An 18,073-nucleotide genomic window follows, 5' to 3' on the forward strand; every position below is an offset into this window, starting at 1 on the left:
ATTCCTTATCAATACGTCCGGGATGCCCAGAAATCGGTCAGGCATTTCCAGGTCAGTTCCCGCGTTGAATGAAGTTGTAATCCCGCATGGTGCAGGCCCGATCCAATCCCAACCGATAGCATTCCCGCGGCGTTGATCGCCTCAACGCCTGCGGGGGCATCTTCAATACCGATGGCCGATTCAGGACGAACCCCCAGACCAGCGCAGGCGGCGAGGAAGATCTCCGGGTCAGGTTTCGAACAGACAATGAGGGAGGCATCGGCACAAAAATCAAAGGCATCCTCAATGCCGAGCGCCGCCAGTATGCGGGGCGCATTCAGGGAAACGGAGGCGAGTCCAATTTTGACCTTCGCCGCCCGAATGTCCGCCAGCACCTCGCGGATGCCCGGCAACAGCGACGCCTCGGTCAACGACGCCAGAGACGCGACGTAGAGTGCATTTTTCTTACCCGCCAGCGCCATGCACTGTTTGTCGTCAACCCCCCCTTCTTTTGAACCGTGTCGCAGGATCCGCTGCAGGGATTCCATGCGGCTAATTCCCTTCAACTCCTCGTTAAACACCTCATCAATAGTGATGCCGATCCCCTGCGCGACCGCGCGCCAGGCGAGGAAGTGCAGATGCGCGGTATCGGTGATGACACCGTCAAGATCGAAAACAACAGCTTCAGGCTTCATGGCTGGCCTCCGTGGTAGCGGTCCCATTACCAGGCGTAAGAAAATCCCTTAAGGGCAGTGCCTGCCGCTCCGTGACGCACAGCGTTTTTCCCCAGAGAGTTAACGTGACGGGTGCGGTGGTATCGATTGTTAGCACGTCTTTTTCAAACGCGAAGCGCATGCGCGCGTTCCGCCAGCGCAGCGGAAAAGCAAGTTTGCGCCAGTGAGCGGGCAGCTTCGGAGCAAGATGCAGTTCCCCTTCTACAATCTGCATACCGGCAAATCCCTGAATCACGCCGGACCAGATTGCGCCGGTGGCGGCAGCGTGAATGCCGTCGTCGCTGCTGTGGGGATCGTCTCCCAGGTCAATGGCGACACCAGCACGCCAGAAAGCATAGGCTCCTTCCGTATCGCCGCAACGGGCCGTCACAATGCCGTGAATGGCCTTGCTCAGCGAAGAGTCATGGATCGTACGAGGCTCGTAGAACGCCAGGTTGGCGGCACATTGCTGCGGCGTAAACCGTTCGGGCAACAGGTAGTTAAGCATCACAACATCGGCCTGCTTAAGGATCTGCATCTCATTCACTTCCGCGCGGGAGTAATCGAGCAGAATGGTCTGCTTCCCCGCTTTCGCTTTATAACGGCTCAAATCGATAGCCGGTTTCGCCATGAAGGTGTCATCCTGTGGGATCACTCCGTCTGCATCGGCTTCCGGTAGCCATAATCTCGCCAGAAACCGGGTGGCATTCTCCGTAAAACGCGTATCTTCACGCCCAAACATGGTCATAAACCGGCATGCACTGGCGACATTGTGCCAGGCCAGATAGTTGGTGTAGGCGTTATTGTTCACGTGTTCCGTGTATTCGTCCGGTCCGATCACGTCATGGATTTCCAGACGCCCCTTCACTTCCGTTGCACGCCCCATCCAGAACGCGGCGGTTTCCATCAGCAACGTCAGCCCTTCTTTGCGCATAAAGGCATCGTCCTGCGTTGCCTGCCAGTAGGCGACCACGGCCCAGGCAATATCCGCCACGATATGGTGTTCAGCCAGCGCGGAGGCCACCTTCTGGCGCATGCCCGTTCGGATGTTGATGGCGGCAAATTCCGGCGTCTCTTCCTGACCACTTGCCGCACTCTCCCAGGGGAACAGCGCGCCCGGCCAGCCGTTGCGACGGGCTTTTTCCCGGGCGCCGGCCAGGTTAAGCCAGCGATAGCGCAGCAGACTACGGGCAACCTGCGGACGAGTGAAAAGATGGAAAGGCAACAGGAAAATTTCCGTATCCCAGAAGACGTGGCCTTTATACCCCTCTCCCGTCAGCCCTTTAGCGGCAATGCTGCTTCGCTCATCATGGGCGGGGGTCATGGCGGTCAGATGCCAGATGGCATAGTCCAGCGCTATCTGATCCTGACCTTCCGTCGACTCCACCTCTACCCGGGCGTCGCGCCAGACCTCTTCCCAGACACACGCAGAGCTTTCCAGCAACGCGGCATAGCCCCTCGCGGCACACACGTTGAGATCCGCCAGCGCGCTGCGTGCAAACGACGCCTGCGACAGGGCTTTTTCGCTGCGGTGAGCAACCCAGACGAGTTTATCCAGAGTGACAGTGTCACCCTGAGCAACCATCAGTGAATAGTGCGCCAGCAACCGACGATTTTTGGCGGTGAAGCAGCTATCGCTGTTAGCTGACAGCTGACAAAACGCCGAGATGACAACCTCAGAGCCCCGGTCCTGCGTTTCATAGATACCCTGCAGGTAATGCTGGTCAAACACTCTGACCGACGCTTCATCCAGATGCTGTCTTCCGCTGTTGGTTTGCGTCGCATCAATGCCGGTGTTCAGCACGACCTGCGAGTCGGCATCAAGCGGCGTAATCGAGAATTGCATCGCCGCTAACGGCAACTGATCCAGCGAGACGAAACGGCGGCTCTCCAGACGGTAGCGTTTTCCGTTGGGCGAGCGCCAGACGACGCTGCGCCGGAGTTCGCCATTGGCAAACGCCAGCTCGCGTTGCCAGGCGAGGATCTCGCCTGAAAGCAGCGTAAAATTCACCCCATCCAGTTCAATATCCATACCGGTGATATCTGGCAGGTTGATCAGTTCCGTGGTCTCGTGACGACCCGCCTGATGATAAAGCCCGGCAAGATACATGCCTCTGGTTTGCCGGGTGTACTCTTCTTCATGCGTCGCGCGGATCCCCATGTAGCCATTACCGCAGGCCATGATGGAGGCGTATTTATTCAGGCTGTGGGGACAAAAGCCCGGATCGGTTAAGACAGAGACGTTTAGCATAATGAGACGCTTTCTCCTGTTTCTGCCGACTCATACAGCGCGGCGACAAGCTGCTGGATAACCAGCCCCTGTTCTGCATCGGCGATCGTTACGGGTTCCCCCAGCACATGACGGACAAAGGCATCCATACTGCGTAAATGGCGCCGATCGTCCGCCTCTTCTCGCTGGGTGAGGGTATGTAAAACACCAGCGTCGTCGTGATAAATGTGGGCCGGGAAAAGCGTGGCCCCTGCCTTTTCACCGCAGAATGTGACGTTCATGATCGATTGCTCACGGATATTCAGCGCAAACGAGGTGTCCAGACGCAGAATGCCGCCGTTGCAAAACTCAATGGTGCCGAACAGGGCATCTTCAACGGTAAACTGAGCGGGATCCCACGTGCCAAACTGGCCGCTGCTTTTGCGGTTTCCCAGCCTCTGGAAGCTGTGCGCTGTCACCCGTTTAACCGCCGGGAACCCCAGCACGTACATCGCGGCATCCAGCATATGGATACCAATATCAATCAGCGGTCCACCGCCCTGTAGCGATTTGTTGGTAAAGACGCCCCAGCCCGGCACCCCACAGCGCCGCAGCGCCTGCGCCGTGGTGAAATAAATTTCACCCAATGCGCCGTTCATCACGGCCTCACGCACCTGTTGCGTATCCAGTGCGAAACGATGGTGAAAATCATACGCCAGTACTTTTCCCGCCTTACGCGCAGCGATGCGCATCTGGTCGGCCTCTTGTGGCGTCATGGCAGGCGGCTTTTCGCACATCACATGGCAGCCGGCTTCCAGCGCGGCCATCACGTGCTCAAAGTGAAACCGGTTAGGCGAACAGACGCTCACCACATCCGGCTTAACCGCTTCGAGCATCTCCCGCACATCCTGCCAGACAGAGGGGATGGCATGACGTTCCGCAAACGCCTGTGCCTGTTCAGGGTGGCTATCCATCACAGCCACCATCTGAACATCACTGCGTGTGGCGTAATACGAGGCATGCACTTTTTCCGCGACCTGCCCGGCGCCAATAATGGCGACGCGCAGGCACGAAGGTGTAGAGGGACTCATCACGCTCGTCATCCTTAGCATTCACGCAAATAAGTGAGTGAGTCCTGGTACGCCTGAGCCGGGTCGTCGGCACGAACACGGCACTCATACACCACATAGCCCTGATAATTATCAGCACGCAGCTGATCGAACAGGCTGGCAAAATCGAGGCTACCGCTTCCCGGCTGATAACGATGATTATCGGCAATATGGACGTGACCAAGCAGATCGCGGTTGCGATGCAGCGCCTCCGTCAGCGAATCTTCTTCGATATTCATATGGTAGAAATCGCCGATGATCTGTACGTGCTTCAGCGCGTTCTCTTCGATATAACGACGCGCGTCCGCCAGGGTATTGATCATGTGATCCTGATAGCGGTTCAGGGGTTCCAGGTAGACTGTTGTTCCGGTACGCCCCGCCACCTCATCCAGCCAGCGCAGCGAAGCACTCACCGCGTTGCGGTCGCCTTCGAGGCTGCGTGGGGAGGTCATCGGTGGCAGGCGGAAGGTAAACATTCCCCAGGCTGCAGGCACGATAATGCCCTTGCCTCCTACCTCTGCCAGGGCCTCCAGAATACGTTCAATCTGTTTTAACCCGTTCAGCCGACGCTCTTCGATGAAGTCGCCAATCCAGCCATCGTATCCCCCACATGCTGTCGTCACCGGCAGGCCAGTGGCGTTGATCGCGGCTTTTACCTCATCAAGTTTTTCTACCAGCAGTTTGCCGTCAATTTCATAGCCATCAAAACCCATCGCTTTGATGTACTGGAACTTCTCCAGAATCGGGGTTGGGAAAAAGGCCTGGTTTTGGGTTGCGATTTTCATTGGTGCTCTCCTTTGCTTAAAAAGTGACGCCCATTTTGATGCTCAGTTCAGGGTGCTGATCGACATACTGCATGTAGCTTTCAGCGCTGGTGGTAAAAGTGACAACCGGGTCGATCAGGTCCTCGCAGTTGAGATAACCGTTCATCAGCAGCTCCCAGCAGGTTTCCTCAATGCGTTTGCGGTTCCAGCGCGGGTAATCCGGATTGGGTTCGCTGCAGGCGCGCGAAAAGACGATCTTCGCGTTATTGAAATGTGCTTCGCGACCGAGGTTGAAGCCTTCTGCGAACGGTTTCGCGAAGGCGACGTAGGAGATAGTGCCGCCGTAGGCGAGTCCGCGTAGCGCAGACTGCAGTGCATCAGCAAAGCCGCTGGTTTCGATGATCACATCCGCACCCTGCTTCCCGGTCAGCTTTTTGATCTCCAGGCCGACGTCCGTACCGACTGGATTAAGGCAGTGGTCTGCCCCATGACGGCGGGCAATCTCGCAACGGTGGGCGATAGGATCGACACCGATGACGATTGACGCGCCGGCTTTTTTCGCCAGCTGGATCGCAATCTGGCCAATGGCCCCAAGCCCGACCACGACCACAAAATCCCCGACCCGTACGTTGGCATCGCGTACGCCGCTCATGGCGAACTGTGCCGGATCGTAGCAAACGGCATTTTTCCAGGACGCGCCCTGCGGCATTTTACGCAGCTTGTAGTTATTGACCGCGTTAACAATGACCGTCTCCTGCAGCGGCCCATAGCAGCAGACGCTGTCGCCTGGCTGGTATTCCGTCACGTCAGCACCACATTCAATAATGTCGCCAACAATCATATTGCCCAGCTGGAACTTACCGAATTCGATCCCCCGGGCTGCACCGGCTTCACGCGGCGTGAACATCTGCCACTCCGCGTTGAACTCTTCATCAATAAACGGGCTTGCGGCGCGGAAATCCACAACTTCGGTGCCGTGTTTCGGTGCGCCAAAGCGGGCACGAATTTTCACTTCATGGACAGCAACCGGACGATCTTCATACTCCACCAGCGCCGCCACACGAGGCGCCATTGCAACTAACTTTTTCATGACTTGCTCCTGGGAAAAAATACTGATCGCCTCAGCCCTTAACGCCGCCGGCGGTCAAACCACTTTTAATAAAACGTTCTGATAATGCGTACATGATGACCACCGGAAGTGCCGTCACCAGCGATGCCGCCATCATGCGACCCCAGATATAATCTGGCGTGCTAAAGAGGGTGTTCAGCCCGACCGGCAGAGTGAAATTGCTGGCACTCGAGAGGAAAATGGAGGCAAACAGATAGTCGTTCCACGCCACCATGAAGCAGTAGACAAAGACCGACACGAGACCGGAAATCGCCAGCGGCACGGTGATGCGAAAGATGATCTGCAGACGATTCAGACCGTCCATCATCGCCGCCTCTTCAATTTCGTCCGGAATGGTGTCGAAATAGCTGCGCAGCATGAAGACGGCAGTGGGCAACGTCTGGGTCACCATGGTGACGATCAGCGCCAGTTCTGTGTCATAAATGCCGAGCGCGGCGATGATTTTGAACAACGGTACGACCAGCAAAATCCCGGAGAACATGTAGACGGTGTAGAAGCTCGCATTGATCGTCGCGCGTCCTTTAAAACGCAGTTTGGACAAGGCGTAAGCCCCGAGCGTACCGAGAAATACGGCAATCACCGATGAGATCAATGACACCACCATGCTGTTTCTGAAGTAGTCCACAAACGGGAAAATCAGCGGGTTGAAAATGTCGACGTAATGCTGCAACGTCCACTCCTGCGGCAATATGGTCGGGTGCAGGGATATCGCCTCTTTTGCACTTTTGAACGACGTCATCAACATCACGAAAAACGGGAACAGTGTGATGACAAGAAACAGCAGCAGCCCCAGATAAAAACCAATACGGCCCAGTACGCGTTTATTTGTTGCCATTGAGGTTTACCCTTTTTCTGGTCAGCAGGATCACCGCGAAGATGATCACGAACAGCACGACGGAGATCGCGGCAGCTTTACCCAAATCATTGAAAGCGAAAGCCGTTTTGTAGAGATAGACGCCCAAAATATCGACCTTGGTCGTCAGCAGGTAGACATCCGCGAACATGTAGAACATCCAGATAGTGCGGAGCGTGACCACCGTCGCCAGCACCGGCATAATCGCGGGCAGCGTGACGATACGAAAACGCTGCCAGGCATTGGCACCGTCCATTTCCGCGGCTTCATACAGCGATTTATCAATGGTCTGTAAAATCGCGAGAAACGAAATGAACGCGTACGGGAAGTAACGCCAGATGGCGAACAACACTACCAGCACAAAACTGCTACCTGGATTGTCGAACCACAGCGGCGCCTGGTCATACAGATGCAGCAGATCAACACCCAGATAGTTCACAATCCCGTAGCCGTTGTTGAACATGTATTTCCAGGCAAACACCAGCGATATGGACGGGGTGACATAGGACAAAATCACCAGCGAACGGGCTGTTTTGCGCAGGCGAAACTCGCGGTTAAAGAAAAGGGCAACGGCCAGCCCCAGCACCGTACTCCCCATCACAACCAGTGCGGTGTACCAGAACGTCATCCACAGCGAATGCCAGAAAGCGGCATCACTGAGAATGCGAATGTAATTGTCCAGTCCGACAAACACGGCGCTGATGCGCGGGTTAAGCGGCAAACGTAAAAAGCTGATTTCAATGTTGGAAATCATCGGCCAGGCCACCAGGCCCCCCAGCAAAATCAGGCTGGGGGCCAACAGCAGCATGGCGAAAGGCATATCTGAACGACCAGAAAACAACGTCTTCATAATTTCCTTCCGCAAAGCGCTCCTATCGTTGTGACATCAGGTCAGTCAGTTGCTTCTGGCTGCTGCTCAACGTCGCGCGGAGATCGTGTTGCCCCACCGTGACGTTATGCACCATGGAACTGATAATCCCGGACCCCGTCACATCCCCCATGCGAGTGAAGTTTTTGTCCCCCACTGCGCCAAACACCTGGACATTCGGGAACTGCGCGATCAGTTCGTAAGGCAGTTGCCCAAAGGCTTTAATCACATCATTGTTTTTCCAGGTATCGGTGCCGACGACTAGTTTGTTCACCGGCAATGCCGCGCCAGGCGACATCATTACCCAGTCCGTTGCCTGTTGGGCCTGTTCCATCCAGGTGACAAACTTCTCTGCGGCTTTCGTTTCGTCGTCAGTCTGACCGGCGGTGATCGTCAGGGAGGTGACCATGCCGTAGACGGCAGATGACTTTTCTGTTGGCACAACAAAGCCGAGGTTGGCCGGGTTTCCGTCTTTAAAGACCGCCGGCAGGATGTAGGTGGAGTAAACGGCCATGGGGGCAGAACCGTTCATGAAGGCATCTTTGATCTCCATGACATCGTTTGAGCCAGGCATGGTGGTCGCGGCCAGCGCTTTATAAAACGCCAGAGCGCCCGCCATTTCAGGGGTATCGATATTGATATTCCCTTTTGCATCAAAAACGTTCGCGCCACCGGAAAGTGCAAACTGCGAGAATGCCTGCTCGGTCATCACGCTTTCTGCGGTGGGCAGCGCAATGCCGTAATGTTTTTTGGCCGGGTCGTTCAGGCGCTGGCTGGCGTTAAGCAGCTGTTCCCAGTTATGCGGCTCGTCAATACCCGCCGCGGCAAGCACATCTTTGTGGTACCAGACACCGGACAGCCAGGCGCTGATCGGCACCCCCGTCCAGGCAGAACCGTCCTCCGTACGAACAACACGCAAGATGCCGTCATAGAAGGTGTTTTCACCGACCGCCTTGATGGCATCGCCGATCGCCTTGCGATCCAGCAGTTGTTCCTTGTCCATCACCTTCGCGTAGTCGTGGCTGACTTCAATCACCTCAGGCAGTGCGCCGGTTCTGGCCAGCGTAATCACTTTGGTGTTATAGGCATCTTCTTCTACCGGCACCTGTTTTACGGTAATGCCAGGGTTCTCTTTCTCGAATTTTTCGATCAGTTTCGTAATAATCGCCTGACGCTCCTGCTCAACCGACGAGTGCATGAACTCGATGGTGACAGCAGACGGTTTGTCATCCTTGCACCCTGATAACAAGGCGCACGAAACCAGTGCTGAGATCAGCACAATTCGGGGCATTTTCATGTTTAAGGTCCTTTTTTAGTTTTCTTTAATCCACAACACCTGCCATGGAGTTAGGGTTAGCGTTGTATCGGTAATAGCATTTCCGGCGATCAAATCCCTGCCAACTGAAATATCGGATTGAACCGTTTGTGCACGTTCGCTGAAATTAAATATTGCGGTTATTTTTTCACCCGACACCGCAACGCGAGTAATTTTTAAAATAGCGTTTCCTGATGTACTAAAATACGCTTCACTGTCAGGATGGAATGCTTTTTCCATCCGTCGCAGCGCAATTAACCGGCTTAACGCGGAATAGACCTGATATCGCAAACTGTTTTTATTTTCCAACGCATCATCAATTTGGCCTGCAACATATTTCTCTCGATTAATCGCACGGTTGTATCCCAGGCGCCTAACCCCTTCATAATCATTACGCGACCCCAGAACACTCTGAATATAAACCGCAGGCACCCCCGGAAAACTTAACAGCACGGCGTGCGCCAGAATAAAACGGGCCACGCGTTGATTATCATCACAATCACGCGCACTTAATGCATCCAGATAGGTTACGTTAATTTCATAAGGACTTCGGGTACCATCCGGGTTATTTTTCCAGTTAACCAGCGCCCCTTCGTGCTGAAGTTTTTCAACCAGGGAGAGGATCTCTGATTCGGGTAAAATTCCCCGTAACGGATTAAGGCCAATCCCGTCATGCGAGGCCAGGAAGTTGAACCAGGTGGTGTTCGTGGAGGGCAGCGTTAACGAAGCAGCCCACTCACTGAGAACACGAACATCCTGACTATGCACCGCATGCAGTACCAGCGGAGGCAGCGAGAACTGGTAAACCATCTGCGCTTCATTTTCACCGTTCCCAAAGTAAGAGATGTTGTCTTGATGTGGAACATTGGTCTCCGTGATGATCACCGTGCCAGGTGCAACGACGTCGGTAATGGCACGGAAGAGCTGAATGAGGAGATGCGTTTGTTCAAGGTGGATGCAGCATGTTCCGGGCGTTTTCCACATAAACCCAACGGCATCCAGACGGATGTAACACGCCCCTTCAATCAGGTAATGCAGCAGCACGTCTACCATCGCAATCAGCACCTGCGGCGAGGCGAAATTGAGATCGACCTGGTCGTCACTGAAGGTGGTCCACAGATGGCGTACGCTGCCATCATGAAGCGTGAAAGGTGTAAGAAGCGGTAATGCGCGCGGACGCGTTACGGTGGAGAGGTCAGTTTGAGGATCGACAGCAATAAAGAAATCGTCGTATTCTGGGGTTTGTTTAAGATAATTAGCAAACCATTTGCTTTTGGCTGACATGTGGTTACAGACAAAATCAAACATCAAACTGGTTGACTGTTTTAATTCGGCAACGTCTCGCCATGTTCCTGTTTCAGGTGCAACTTCATGATAATCAATGACAGAAAAACCGTCGTCCGAAGACCATGGGTAAAAAGGTAAGAGATGGACGTGAGAAAAAGAAGCAGAAAGCCATTTATTATAAAAACGTGTAAAAACAGGAAGTGCCTTCCCCCCTTCTGCCGAAAACTGATCGGCATAGGTAATCAGAACAACATCATTTTCATCCCAATCCGTTTTACGCGTTTCCGTAATAACAGAAGCGGCCTTTCCGATATTTTCCAGTAGCGCATTGAGCTGGGCATCAGAAAACATTTCCCCGTAAATACGATTAATAAGTTCTTTAATTTTTGCGTTCACTTTATTTTCCATGGTAGCGGTCCCACGGATGGCAATCTACTCCCATGAAAAATATCTGTCAACGGACCGGGAGGCAGAAAAAGGGCATTGCAAAGCAGCTCAACGCAGTATTGTGAGCTGCCGCAAAGAAAGAATGGGGAAAAGCGAAAATAGCGTTAACTGTCGCCAGCCCTGCTCACGAAAGAGAAAGGCCAACGCGAGGGGGCATTACCGGGTGAAATAACGGCGTGAAAGCCGTTTTGCAACGTTTTGCAACAGCGGTTCGAGTGCCACGGCCAGCACCATTCTGACCGGCTTGCGGGCAACCGATTTAATCGCCCACCCCGCTACCCCAGCCGGACCGTAACGTAACGCGGTCATCAGGACCAGCTTACCTGCGATTTTCAGGCCGGGTTTTACCTTCTGACCGGCCTGTTGCCAGTGTTGTTTCATCTCTTTTCTCTCTTAAAGCTGACGGAAACGACTTCTCAGCGTAAAGGTATCGGATGTGACATAACGTTCCATTTCCCGTAACCGCTTCTCACCGGCGGCGAGTTGCTCATCCACAGCATTGAGGAGATCGCTGCTGGTGGGAGCCCCTTCCGCAGCCAGTTCCCCTTCCGGCATCGGGTCGAGGACAAACGACAGGATGATGTACGCCACCAGGGTAATAAATGCCAGACCGAAGAAGATCGACAGCACGGTGACCACGCGGACCAGTTTTACCGGGACATCAAGATAATGGGCCAGCCCGGCACAAACGCCTCGCACCATGCCCTGCTGCGGAATACGCCACAACTTTTTGTTCAGATTCAGTCCAGACATTAACGATCCCTCCAGTTTGGGTGTTCGGCATCGAGAATGGCTTCCAGCGCCTGAATGCGTTCGCGCATTCTGTTCGCCTCCTCGGAGAGCTGTGCCAGACGCTGTTGTTCACTCTGGGAAAGTTCGCCCCGTGAAGAACGGTTGCTGTAGTGCAGCCAGAGCCATATCGGCAATACGAACAGCACGAAAATAGTCAGGGGAATGGCCAGAAAAAGCGCGCTCATGTGTACTCCTTGTCTTACGAGGCGGCACACTCAGGTGCCGCAGGCATTATTATTGGTTATCTTGCTTCACTTTGGCTTTCAGTGCCGCCAGTTGCTCGCTGATTTCATCATCGGCTTTCAGATCGGCGAACTGTTGATCCAGCGACTTCTGCTTGCCGATGCTGTGACTTTCGGCTTCCGCTTCCATCTGGTCGATACGACGTTCAAACGATTCAAAACGCGCCATCGCCTCATCAAGTTTGCCGCTGTCCAGTTGACGACGCACGTCGCGGGAAGAGCTCGCGGCCTGGTGACGCAAAGTCAGCGCCTGCTGACGCGCCCGCGTTTCGCTCAGTTTGTTTTCAAGCTCACCGATCTCTTTCTTCATTCGGCTGAGTGTGTCATCCACCAGCGTCACTTCATGCTCAAGAGTCGCCACCAGCTCTGCCAGCTTCTGTTTTTCAATCAACGCCGCACGGGCCAGATCTTCTTTGTCCTTACGCAGCGCGAGCTCCGCTTTCTCCTGCCATTCGTTCAGTTGAGCGGTAGCCTGCTCAATACGACGCGTAAGCTGTTTTTTCTCCGCCAGCGCACGGGCGGAGGTAGAACGCACTTCAACCAGCGTGTCTTCCATCTCCTGAATCATCAGGCGTACCAGTTTCTGCGGATCTTCCGCTTTCTCAAGCAGCGAGTTGATGTTGGCGTTCACGATGTCGGCAAAACGAGAAAAAATACCCATAATCGAATCCTCATAGTTCTGTTATCGGGCGATGCCCTGCTGTACAGATAATACAAAACCCGTGCCAGTTTTTTATCTTATTGATTTTCATGAGCCTGATTGCTTTTCAGGCAACGCGCAACTATGCTTACCTGGTGAATATCGCTAAGGAGTGGTTAATTTCATCATGCCTGGATACAAAGACAATTTACTCGGTGAAGCCAACAGTTTTCTGGAAGTGCTGGAACAGGTCTCCCGCCTTGCGCCGCTCAATAAACCGGTGCTCATCATCGGTGAACGCGGAACCGGAAAGGAGCTGATAGCCAATCGTCTGCATTATTTGTCCGGGCGCTGGGATGGCCCCTTCATTTCCCTTAACTGCGCGGCGCTCAATGAAAATTTGCTCGATAGCGAGCTCTTCGGCCATGAAGCGGGCGCGTTTACCGGCGCCCAGAAGCGCCATCCCGGACGCTTTGAGCGCGCCGACGGTGGCACGCTGTTTCTCGACGAACTGGCCACCGCGCCGATGCTGGTGCAGGAAAAACTGCTGCGCGTGATTGAGTACGGCGAGCTGGAGCGCGTCGGCGGCAGCCAGCCGTTGCAGGTCAATGTGCGCCTGGTCTGCGCTACCAACGCCAACCTGCCGGAAAGGGTCGCGGAGGAAAAATTCCGTGCCGATCTGCTTGACCGGCTGGCTTTTGACGTCGTTCAGCTTCCCCCGCTGCGCGAGCGGCGAAGCGACATCATGCTGCTGGCAGAACAGTTTGCTATCCAGATGTGCCGTGAACTGGGTCTGCCACTGTTCCCCGGATTTAGCGACTATGCCCGGGAGACGCTGCTTGCTTATCACTGGCCGGGAAATATCCGCGAGCTGAAAAACGTCGTCGAGCGTTCCGTCTATCGCCACGCCAGCAGCGAGACGGAGCTGGACAACATTATTATCGATCCTTTTCAGCGCAGCGCACCCCCGGTATCCGCCCCGTCGTTGTCAGCCAATGCGCCCACCCTTCCCCTGGATTTACGTCAGTTCCAGCACGACCAGGAGCAACAGCTGCTGGAGCAAAGCCTGAAGGCAGCAAAATATAACCAGAAACGGGCGGCTGAACTGCTGGGTCTGACCTACCATCAGTTAAGGGCATTGCTCAAAAAGCATCAAATGCGCTGACAATATCAGCACTTACCCGCAGACATTTTTACGAAGCAGGCGTAAGTGCGATACACTTTGCAGATCGAACCTAAAAACCTTAAAAATTATGCGTCTGGTTTTATCGTCCTTTTTTGCACTCGGTCTGTTCAGCAGCCTGGCCTTTGCTGCGCCCGGGCAAACGCCGCAGCCTGACATTCGAGACAGCGGCTTCGTCTATTGCGTCAGTGGCCAGGTGGACACCTTCAACCCGCAAAAAGCGGGCAGCGGCCTGATTGTCGATACCCTCGCCGCCCAGCTTTACGATCGGCTGCTTGATGTCGATCCTTACACCTACCGTCTGGTCCCCGAGCTGGCGGAGAGCTGGGAAGTATTGGATAACGGCGCAACCTACCGTTTTCATCTTCGTGATGATGTGGCGTTTCAGCGCACGCCGTGGTTTACCCCCACGCGCAAGCTGAACGCGGACGATGTGGTCTTTACGTTCCAGCGTATCTTTAACCGCAATCACCCGTGGCATAACGTCAACGGCAGCAACTTCCCCTATTTCGACAGCCTGCAGTTTGCCGACACTGTTAAGAGCGTGCGCAAGCTGGATAACCGGACGGTTGAATTTACGCTGACCCGACCGGATGCCTCCTTCCTCTGGCACCTGGCGACTCACTATGCGTCCGTTATGTCGGCCGAATACGCGGCGAAGCTGACGAAAAAAGATCGTCAGGAGCTGCTCGATCGCCAGCCGGTCGGCACCGGTCCATTCCAGCTGGCCGAATACCGCGCCGGGCAATATATTCGTCTGCAGCGCCACGAACATTTCTGGCGCGGCACGCCGCTGATGCCGCAGGTGGTGGTCGATCTGGGTTCCGGCGGGACGGGGCGTCTGTCAAAACTGCTCACCGGTGAGTGTGATGTGCTCGCCTGGCCTGCTGCTAGCCAGCTCACCATTTTGCGCGACGACCCGCGCCTGCGTCTGACGTTACGTCCCGGCATGAACATTGCTTATCTGGCCTTCAACACCGATAAGCCGCCGTTGACTAACCCTGCCGTTCGTCATGCGCTGGCGTTGGCGATCAACAACCAGCGCCTGATGCAGTCGATCTACTACGGCACCGCGGAAACCGCCGCTTCAATTTTACCGCGCGCCTCGTGGGCCTACGACGGTGAGGCTAAAATTACGGAATACAATCCGGCAAAAGCGCGCGAACAGTTGAAGGCGCTGGGCGCGGAAAACCTCACGCTGCAACTTTGGGTGCCTACCAGTTCCCAGGCGTGGAACCCGAGCCCGCTCAAGACCGCCGAGCTGCTGCAGGCGGATATGGCGCAGGTCGGCGTGAAGGTGATCATCGTACCGGTAGAGGGCCGTTTCCAGGAGGCGCGCCTGATGGACATGAATCATGATTTAACCCTGACCGGCTGGGCCACCGACAGTAACGATCCGGACAGTTTCTTCCGTCCGTTGCTAAGCTGTGCGGCGATAAACTCGCAGACCAACTACGCCCACTGGTGTCACCGGGAGTTTGACGCCGTGCTGCAAAAAGCGCTGGCTTCCCAACAGCTGGCTTCCCGCATCGACGCGTATGATGAAGCGCAGAAGATCCTCGCGCAGGAGCTGCCGGTGCTGCCGCTGGCCTCCTCCCTGCGTCTGCAGGCCTATCGTTATGATATTAAAGGCCTGGTGCTGAGTCCTTTCGGCAACGCCTCGTTCGCCGGCGTGTCGCGTGAAAAAGAACAAGAGGTGAAAAAACCATGATTATTTTTACCTTACGTCGGCTCCTGTTGCTGCTGGTGACGCTCTTTTTCCTGAACTTTGTCGGCTTCAGCCTGAGCTATTTCACGCCGCATGCCCCGCTCCAGGGCTCTTCCCTGTGGGATGCCTGGCTCTTCTGGTTTAACGGTCTGCTGCACTGGGATTTTGGCGTGTCCAGCATTAACGGACAGCTGATTTCCGAGCAGTTAAAAGAGGTCTTCCCGGCCACGATGGAGCTGTGCATTCTGGCCTTCGGCTTTGCCCTGATGGTTGGCATTCCCGTGGGGATGTTAGCCGGCATTTATCGCAACAAATGGCAGGATAAGTTTATCAGTGCGCTGGCCCTGCTAGGCTTCTCCATCCCGGTCTTTTGGCTGGCGCTGCTGCTGACGCTTTTCTTCTCGCTGACAATGGGCTGGTTGCCGGTCTCAGGCCGTTTTGACCTGCTTTACACGGTGAAAACGGTGACGGGCTTTGCGATTGTTGACGCATGGCTCTCCGATTCCGTGTGGCGCGATGAGATGATCGTGAGCGCCCTGCGCCATATGGTACTGCCGGTGCTGACCCTGGCGGTGGCACCAACGACCGAAGTGATCCGCCTGATGCGTCTGAGTACCATCGAGGTGTTTGACCAGAACTATGTTAAAGCCGCCGCGACGCGCGGGTTGTCGCGCCTGACCATCCTGCGTCGCAACGTCCTGCATAACGCCCTGCCGCCGGTAATCCCACGTCTGGGATTACAGTTTTCCACCATGCTCACGCTGGCCATGATCACCGAGATGGTCTTTAGCTGGCCCGGGCTGGGACGGTGGCTGATTAACGCTATCCGCCAGCAGGACTACGCGGCGATTTCGGCTGGAGTGATGGTGATTGGTTCGCTGGTGATCATTGTGAACGTGTTGTCCGATATTCTGGGTGCCATGGCCAACCCATTGAAGCATAAGGAATGGTATGCCTTACGATAGCGTATACAGTGAAAAGCGCACGCCCGGTGTGCTGCGTACCGTGTGGCGTAAATTCTACGGCGACACCACGGCCATGATCGGCCTTTATGGCTGCGCCGGTCTGGTAGTGCTTTGCATTTTTGGTTCGTGGTTTGCGCCTTATGGTATCGATCAGCAGTTCCTTGGCTATCAGCTGCTGCCGCCTTCCTGGTCGCGTTACGGTGAAGTCTCCTTCTTCCTGGGAACAGACGATCTCGGACGTGACGTGCTAAGCCGCCTGCTGAGCGGTGCTGCCCCTACCGTGGGCGGGGCGTTTGTGGTGACGTTTGCGGCAACGATCTGTGGGCTGGCGCTGGGTATTTTTGCGGGCTCCACCCATGGTCTGCGTTCGGCGGTGCTTAACCACATTCTCGATACGCTGCTCTCGATCCCCTCTCTGCTGCTGGCGATCATTGTGGTTGCCTTTGCCGGTCCGCACCTGTCGCATGCCATGTTCGCCGTCTGGCTGGCGATTCTGCCCCGCATCGTGCGCTCGGTTTACAGCATGGTGCATGATGAGCTGGAGAAAGAGTATGTCGTCGCAGCCCGTCTGGACGGCGCAACGACCTTCAATATTCTGTGGTTTGCCGTTTTGCCTAACATTGCCGCCGGGCTGGTCACCGAGATCACCCGCGCCCTGTCGATGGCGATTCTGGACATCGCTGCGCTTGGCTTCCTCGACCTCGGCGCGCAGTTGCCGTCTCCTGAATGGGGCGCGATGCTCGGGGACGCGCTGGAATTAATCTACGTTGCGCCGTGGACGGTGATGCTGCCGGGTGCGGCCATTATGGTGAGCGTGCTGCTGATTAACCTGCTGGGCGACGGTATTCGCCGTGCAATTAACGCGGGGGTGCAATAATGCCGCTTCTTGATATTCGCAACCTCACCATCGAATTCAAAACCGGTGAAGGCTGGGTTAAAGCCGTCGATCGCATCAGCATCACCCTTGCTGAGGGTGAAATTCGTGGGCTGGTGGGGGAATCTGGCTCGGGGAAAAGCCTGATTGCCAAGGCCATTTGCGGCGTGGCAAAAGATAACTGGCGCGTGACCGCAGACCGTATGCGCTTTGATGATATCGACCTGCTGCGCCTCTCCCCGCGCGAGCGGCGTAAGCTGGTCGGGCATAACGTCTCGATGATTTTCCAGGAGCCGCAGTCCTGTCTCGACCCGTCCGAACGCGTGGGCAAACAGCTGATGCAGAACATTCCCGGCTGGACCTACAAAGGCCGCTGGTGGCAGCGCATTGGCTGGCGCAAGCGTCGCGCCATCGAGCTGCTGCACCGCGTCGGGATCAAAGATCATAAAGATGCGATGCGCAGCTTCCCCTATGAGCTGACCGACGGTGAATGTCAGAAAGTGATGATTGCCATCGCGCTGGCCAATCAGCCGCGCCTGTTGATTGCGGATGAACCCACAAACGCGATGGAGCCCACGACACAGGCACAAATTTTCCGCCTGCTGTCGCGCCTCAACCAGAATAACAACACCACCATTTTGCTGATCAGCCATGACCTGCAAATGCTCAGCAAATGGGCGGATAAAATTGATGTGATGTACTGCGGGCAAACGGTCGAAACCGCGCCGAGTGAAGACCTGATCACCGCGCCGCATCATCCGTATACGCAGGCGCTTATCCGCGCGATTCCGGATTTTGGCAGTGCCATGCCGCACAAGAGCCGCCTGAATACCCTGCCAGGGGCGATTCCGCTGCTGGAATCCTTGCCGATAGGCTGCCGTCTGGGGCCGCGATGTCCCTACGCGCAGCGCAAGTGCATTGAAACGCCGCGTCTGACGGGGGCTAAAAACCATCTTTATGCCTGTCATTTCCCGCTGAACATGGAGAGAGAGTGAA

General features: G+C 55.3%; 18 protein-coding genes. 5 read left to right on the forward strand and 13 right to left on the reverse strand.

The window, feature by feature from the left end; all coding sequences use genetic code 11:
- Positions 1–8: 8 nt before the first annotated feature.
- The 13 genes from pgmB to pspA all read right to left on the reverse strand — a co-directional run bounded on the left by pgmB (position 9) and on the right by pspA (position 12,368).
- Positions 9–674, reverse strand: a complete 666-nt coding sequence (gene pgmB, locus C1N69_RS12235) for a beta-phosphoglucomutase (protein ID WP_155031290.1) — start codon at positions 672–674, stop codon at positions 9–11.
- Positions 664–2,943, reverse strand: coding sequence for a glycoside hydrolase family 65 protein (locus C1N69_RS12240; RefSeq protein WP_155031291.1), 2,280 nt, complete (start codon positions 2,941–2,943; stop codon positions 664–666). Before C1N69_RS12240 ends, pgmB begins: the two co-directional genes overlap by 11 nt.
- On the reverse strand, positions 2,937–3,992 hold the full coding sequence (locus C1N69_RS12245; RefSeq protein ID WP_370513370.1) for a D-glucoside 3-dehydrogenase: 1,056 nt from the start codon (positions 3,990–3,992) through the stop codon (positions 2,937–2,939). Before C1N69_RS12245 ends, C1N69_RS12240 begins: the two co-directional genes overlap by 7 nt.
- A gap of 14 nt (positions 3,993–4,006) precedes the next feature.
- Positions 4,007–4,795, reverse strand: a complete 789-nt coding sequence (locus C1N69_RS12250) for a 3-dehydro-D-guloside 4-epimerase (protein WP_155031292.1) — start codon at positions 4,793–4,795, stop codon at positions 4,007–4,009.
- 16 nt (positions 4,796–4,811) lie between these two features.
- Positions 4,812–5,864, reverse strand: a complete 1,053-nt coding sequence (locus C1N69_RS12255; protein WP_094917003.1) for a D-guloside 3-dehydrogenase — start codon at positions 5,862–5,864, stop codon at positions 4,812–4,814.
- A gap of 31 nt (positions 5,865–5,895) precedes the next feature.
- Entirely contained in the window at positions 5,896–6,738 is an 843-nt protein-coding gene (locus C1N69_RS12260; RefSeq protein WP_155031293.1) for a carbohydrate ABC transporter permease, read from the reverse strand.
- Positions 6,725–7,606, reverse strand: a complete 882-nt coding sequence (locus tag C1N69_RS12265; RefSeq protein ID WP_047958807.1) for a carbohydrate ABC transporter permease — start codon at positions 7,604–7,606, stop codon at positions 6,725–6,727. Before C1N69_RS12265 ends, C1N69_RS12260 begins: the two co-directional genes overlap by 14 nt.
- A gap of 22 nt (positions 7,607–7,628) precedes the next feature.
- Complete coding sequence (locus C1N69_RS12270) at positions 7,629–8,921, reverse strand: ABC transporter substrate-binding protein (protein ID WP_155031294.1); 1,293 nt, start codon at positions 8,919–8,921, stop codon at positions 7,629–7,631.
- Between the two features lie 15 nt (positions 8,922–8,936).
- Positions 8,937–10,634 carry a sugar phosphorylase gene (locus C1N69_RS12275; RefSeq protein ID WP_155031295.1) on the reverse strand — a complete coding sequence of 566 codons (1,698 nt, stop codon included), beginning with the start codon at positions 10,632–10,634 and terminating at the stop codon, positions 8,937–8,939.
- 195 nt (positions 10,635–10,829) lie between these two features.
- Entirely contained in the window at positions 10,830–11,054 is a 225-nt protein-coding gene (gene pspD / locus C1N69_RS12280) for a phage shock protein PspD (protein WP_047958810.1), read from the reverse strand.
- A 12-nt stretch (positions 11,055–11,066) separates the two neighbouring features.
- A complete protein-coding gene (gene pspC / locus C1N69_RS12285; RefSeq protein ID WP_025756612.1) occupies positions 11,067–11,426 on the reverse strand; it encodes an envelope stress response membrane protein PspC in 360 nt (119 codons plus the stop codon).
- The gene (gene pspB / locus C1N69_RS12290) at positions 11,426–11,650 is read right to left on the reverse strand and encodes an envelope stress response membrane protein PspB (RefSeq protein ID WP_025756611.1); all 225 of its coding nucleotides are present in this window, start codon (positions 11,648–11,650) and stop codon (positions 11,426–11,428) included. The genes pspC and pspB overlap by 1 nt, the downstream gene beginning before the upstream one ends.
- A gap of 49 nt (positions 11,651–11,699) precedes the next feature.
- Complete coding sequence (pspA, locus tag C1N69_RS12295; protein ID WP_095449099.1) at positions 11,700–12,368, reverse strand: phage shock protein PspA; 669 nt, start codon at positions 12,366–12,368, stop codon at positions 11,700–11,702.
- A 166-nt stretch (positions 12,369–12,534) separates the two neighbouring features.
- Between pspA and pspF the strand changes: the two genes are divergently transcribed.
- The 5 genes from pspF (at position 12,535) to sapD (ending at position 18,072) form a co-directional block, all read left to right on the forward strand.
- The gene (gene pspF / locus C1N69_RS12300) at positions 12,535–13,512 is read left to right on the forward strand and encodes a phage shock protein operon transcriptional activator (RefSeq protein WP_095440501.1); all 978 of its coding nucleotides are present in this window, start codon (positions 12,535–12,537) and stop codon (positions 13,510–13,512) included.
- An 88-nt stretch (positions 13,513–13,600) separates the two neighbouring features.
- Positions 13,601–15,241 (forward strand): ABC transporter substrate-binding protein SapA, encoded by a 1,641-nt coding sequence (gene sapA, locus C1N69_RS12305; RefSeq protein ID WP_155031296.1) that lies wholly within the window; start codon positions 13,601–13,603, stop codon positions 15,239–15,241.
- Positions 15,238–16,203 carry a putrescine export ABC transporter permease SapB gene (gene sapB / locus C1N69_RS12310; RefSeq protein ID WP_045285954.1) on the forward strand — a complete coding sequence of 322 codons (966 nt, stop codon included), beginning with the start codon at positions 15,238–15,240 and terminating at the stop codon, positions 16,201–16,203. Before sapA ends, sapB begins: the two co-directional genes overlap by 4 nt.
- Positions 16,190–17,080 (forward strand): putrescine export ABC transporter permease SapC, encoded by an 891-nt coding sequence (sapC, locus tag C1N69_RS12315; protein ID WP_047958815.1) that lies wholly within the window; start codon positions 16,190–16,192, stop codon positions 17,078–17,080. The genes sapB and sapC overlap by 14 nt, the downstream gene beginning before the upstream one ends.
- Entirely contained in the window at positions 17,080–18,072 is a 993-nt protein-coding gene (gene sapD, locus C1N69_RS12320) for a putrescine export ABC transporter ATP-binding protein SapD (RefSeq protein ID WP_025756605.1), read from the forward strand. Before sapC ends, sapD begins: the two co-directional genes overlap by 1 nt.
- The last annotated feature ends 1 nt before the right edge of the window (position 18,073 follow it).

It is taken from the genome of Enterobacter sichuanensis (assembly GCF_009036245.1).
Taxonomy (GTDB): Bacteria; Pseudomonadota; Gammaproteobacteria; order Enterobacterales; family Enterobacteriaceae; genus Enterobacter; species Enterobacter sichuanensis.

What these genes read in the sequence shown, in the direction of transcription:
- pgmB (WP_155031290.1), bottom strand. Translation starts at nt 674, where the DNA reads ATGAAGCCTGAAGCTGTTGTTTTCGATCTTGACGGTGTCATCACCGAT.
- C1N69_RS12240 (WP_155031291.1), bottom strand. Translation starts at nt 2,943, where the DNA reads ATGCTAAACGTCTCTGTCTTAACCGATCCGGGCTTTTGTCCCCACAGC.
- C1N69_RS12245 (WP_370513370.1), bottom strand. Translation starts at nt 3,992, where the DNA reads ATGAGTCCCTCTACACCTTCGTGCCTGCGCGTCGCCATTATTGGCGCC.
- C1N69_RS12250 (WP_155031292.1), bottom strand. Translation starts at nt 4,795, where the DNA reads ATGAAAATCGCAACCCAAAACCAGGCCTTTTTCCCAACCCCGATTCTG.
- C1N69_RS12255 (WP_094917003.1), bottom strand. Translation starts at nt 5,864, where the DNA reads ATGAAAAAGTTAGTTGCAATGGCGCCTCGTGTGGCGGCGCTGGTGGAG.
- C1N69_RS12260 (WP_155031293.1), bottom strand. Translation starts at nt 6,738, where the DNA reads ATGGCAACAAATAAACGCGTACTGGGCCGTATTGGTTTTTATCTGGGG.
- C1N69_RS12265 (WP_047958807.1), bottom strand. Translation starts at nt 7,606, where the DNA reads ATGAAGACGTTGTTTTCTGGTCGTTCAGATATGCCTTTCGCCATGCTG.
- C1N69_RS12270 (WP_155031294.1), bottom strand. Translation starts at nt 8,921, where the DNA reads ATGAAAATGCCCCGAATTGTGCTGATCTCAGCACTGGTTTCGTGCGCC.
- C1N69_RS12275 (WP_155031295.1), bottom strand. Translation starts at nt 10,634, where the DNA reads ATGGAAAATAAAGTGAACGCAAAAATTAAAGAACTTATTAATCGTATT.
- pspD (WP_047958810.1), bottom strand. Translation starts at nt 11,054, where the DNA reads ATGAAACAACACTGGCAACAGGCCGGTCAGAAGGTAAAACCCGGCCTG.
- pspC (WP_025756612.1), bottom strand. Translation starts at nt 11,426, where the DNA reads ATGTCTGGACTGAATCTGAACAAAAAGTTGTGGCGTATTCCGCAGCAG.
- pspB (WP_025756611.1), bottom strand. Translation starts at nt 11,650, where the DNA reads ATGAGCGCGCTTTTTCTGGCCATTCCCCTGACTATTTTCGTGCTGTTC.
- pspA (WP_095449099.1), bottom strand. Translation starts at nt 12,368, where the DNA reads ATGGGTATTTTTTCTCGTTTTGCCGACATCGTGAACGCCAACATCAAC.
- pspF (WP_095440501.1), top strand. Translation starts at nt 12,535, where the DNA reads ATGCCTGGATACAAAGACAATTTACTCGGTGAAGCCAACAGTTTTCTG.
- sapA (WP_155031296.1), top strand. Translation starts at nt 13,601, where the DNA reads ATGCGTCTGGTTTTATCGTCCTTTTTTGCACTCGGTCTGTTCAGCAGC.
- sapB (WP_045285954.1), top strand. Translation starts at nt 15,238, where the DNA reads ATGATTATTTTTACCTTACGTCGGCTCCTGTTGCTGCTGGTGACGCTC.
- sapC (WP_047958815.1), top strand. Translation starts at nt 16,190, where the DNA reads ATGCCTTACGATAGCGTATACAGTGAAAAGCGCACGCCCGGTGTGCTG.
- sapD (WP_025756605.1), top strand. Translation starts at nt 17,080, where the DNA reads ATGCCGCTTCTTGATATTCGCAACCTCACCATCGAATTCAAAACCGGT.